1 protein-coding gene is annotated in these 687 nt (G+C 58.2%); it reads right to left on the bottom strand.

Annotation, left to right across the window (positions count from 1 at the left end):
- Positions 1-687 (bottom strand): hypothetical protein (locus GOSPT_RS23810; RefSeq protein ID WP_005203823.1); only part of this gene is annotated, 687 nt, incomplete at both ends.

Genomic DNA, 687 nt, shown 5'->3' with positions numbered 1-687 from the left:
GGCGTGCGCGGATTCCACGACTCGCCGGTGCGTAATGCCTCGACGAGTCGCTCGCCGGATCGAAGCATCTGCACCCACCAGTCACGCTGTTGAGATTGCACTGACCGCGGGAATTCCCCGATGACATGTGATGAGTTCGAAGCTGCGTTGGTGCCATCCCAGACGCCAAGTTCCAGTTCCAGGGTCGAGCTAAGAATAGCCATGGCTTGCCACAGCACGAATCGAGTTCGCGGAGTAATTGGCCACGGGTTCCAAATGCCCGCAACGAAACGGTCGTACTCGTCAGGCTCATCGAATATGGGGTCATCGGGAATAGGTCGATCAAAGTACTCAACGACCCAGACTGCCTCGCCCGAATCGACCTCACCCTCCTGGTCACACTCGACACGCCAGAACCAGTGCGCCCGGGCATGATGGCTTTTCCACCGAACATCATTCAGAACTTCGTCAAGTTCATCCGGGCCGAACAACCTTCGTTCCATTGGCTCATGATCGCCGGATGGCCACGCCGAATCACTGGACTCGCCTTGGATCTCAACGTCGCCCGACAGTAAACGAAGCCGACACCCAACACCCGGCCCTTCGTCATCCAGATAGTTGTCGATAAGAGCAAGGATGCTCAGGTCGTACGCCGCAGATGCGTGCCTCACCAGGTCGTCGCCGCCTGACTCCGAGAAGTAGGACGGG

The sequence above is a fragment of the Gordonia sputi NBRC 100414 genome (assembly GCF_000248055.1).
In the GTDB taxonomy this organism is placed as follows: Bacteria; Actinomycetota; Actinomycetes; order Mycobacteriales; family Mycobacteriaceae; genus Gordonia; species Gordonia sputi.
The sequence above is the reverse complement of the archived record's forward strand: the minus strand, read 5'-3'. Positions and strand labels throughout refer to the sequence as shown.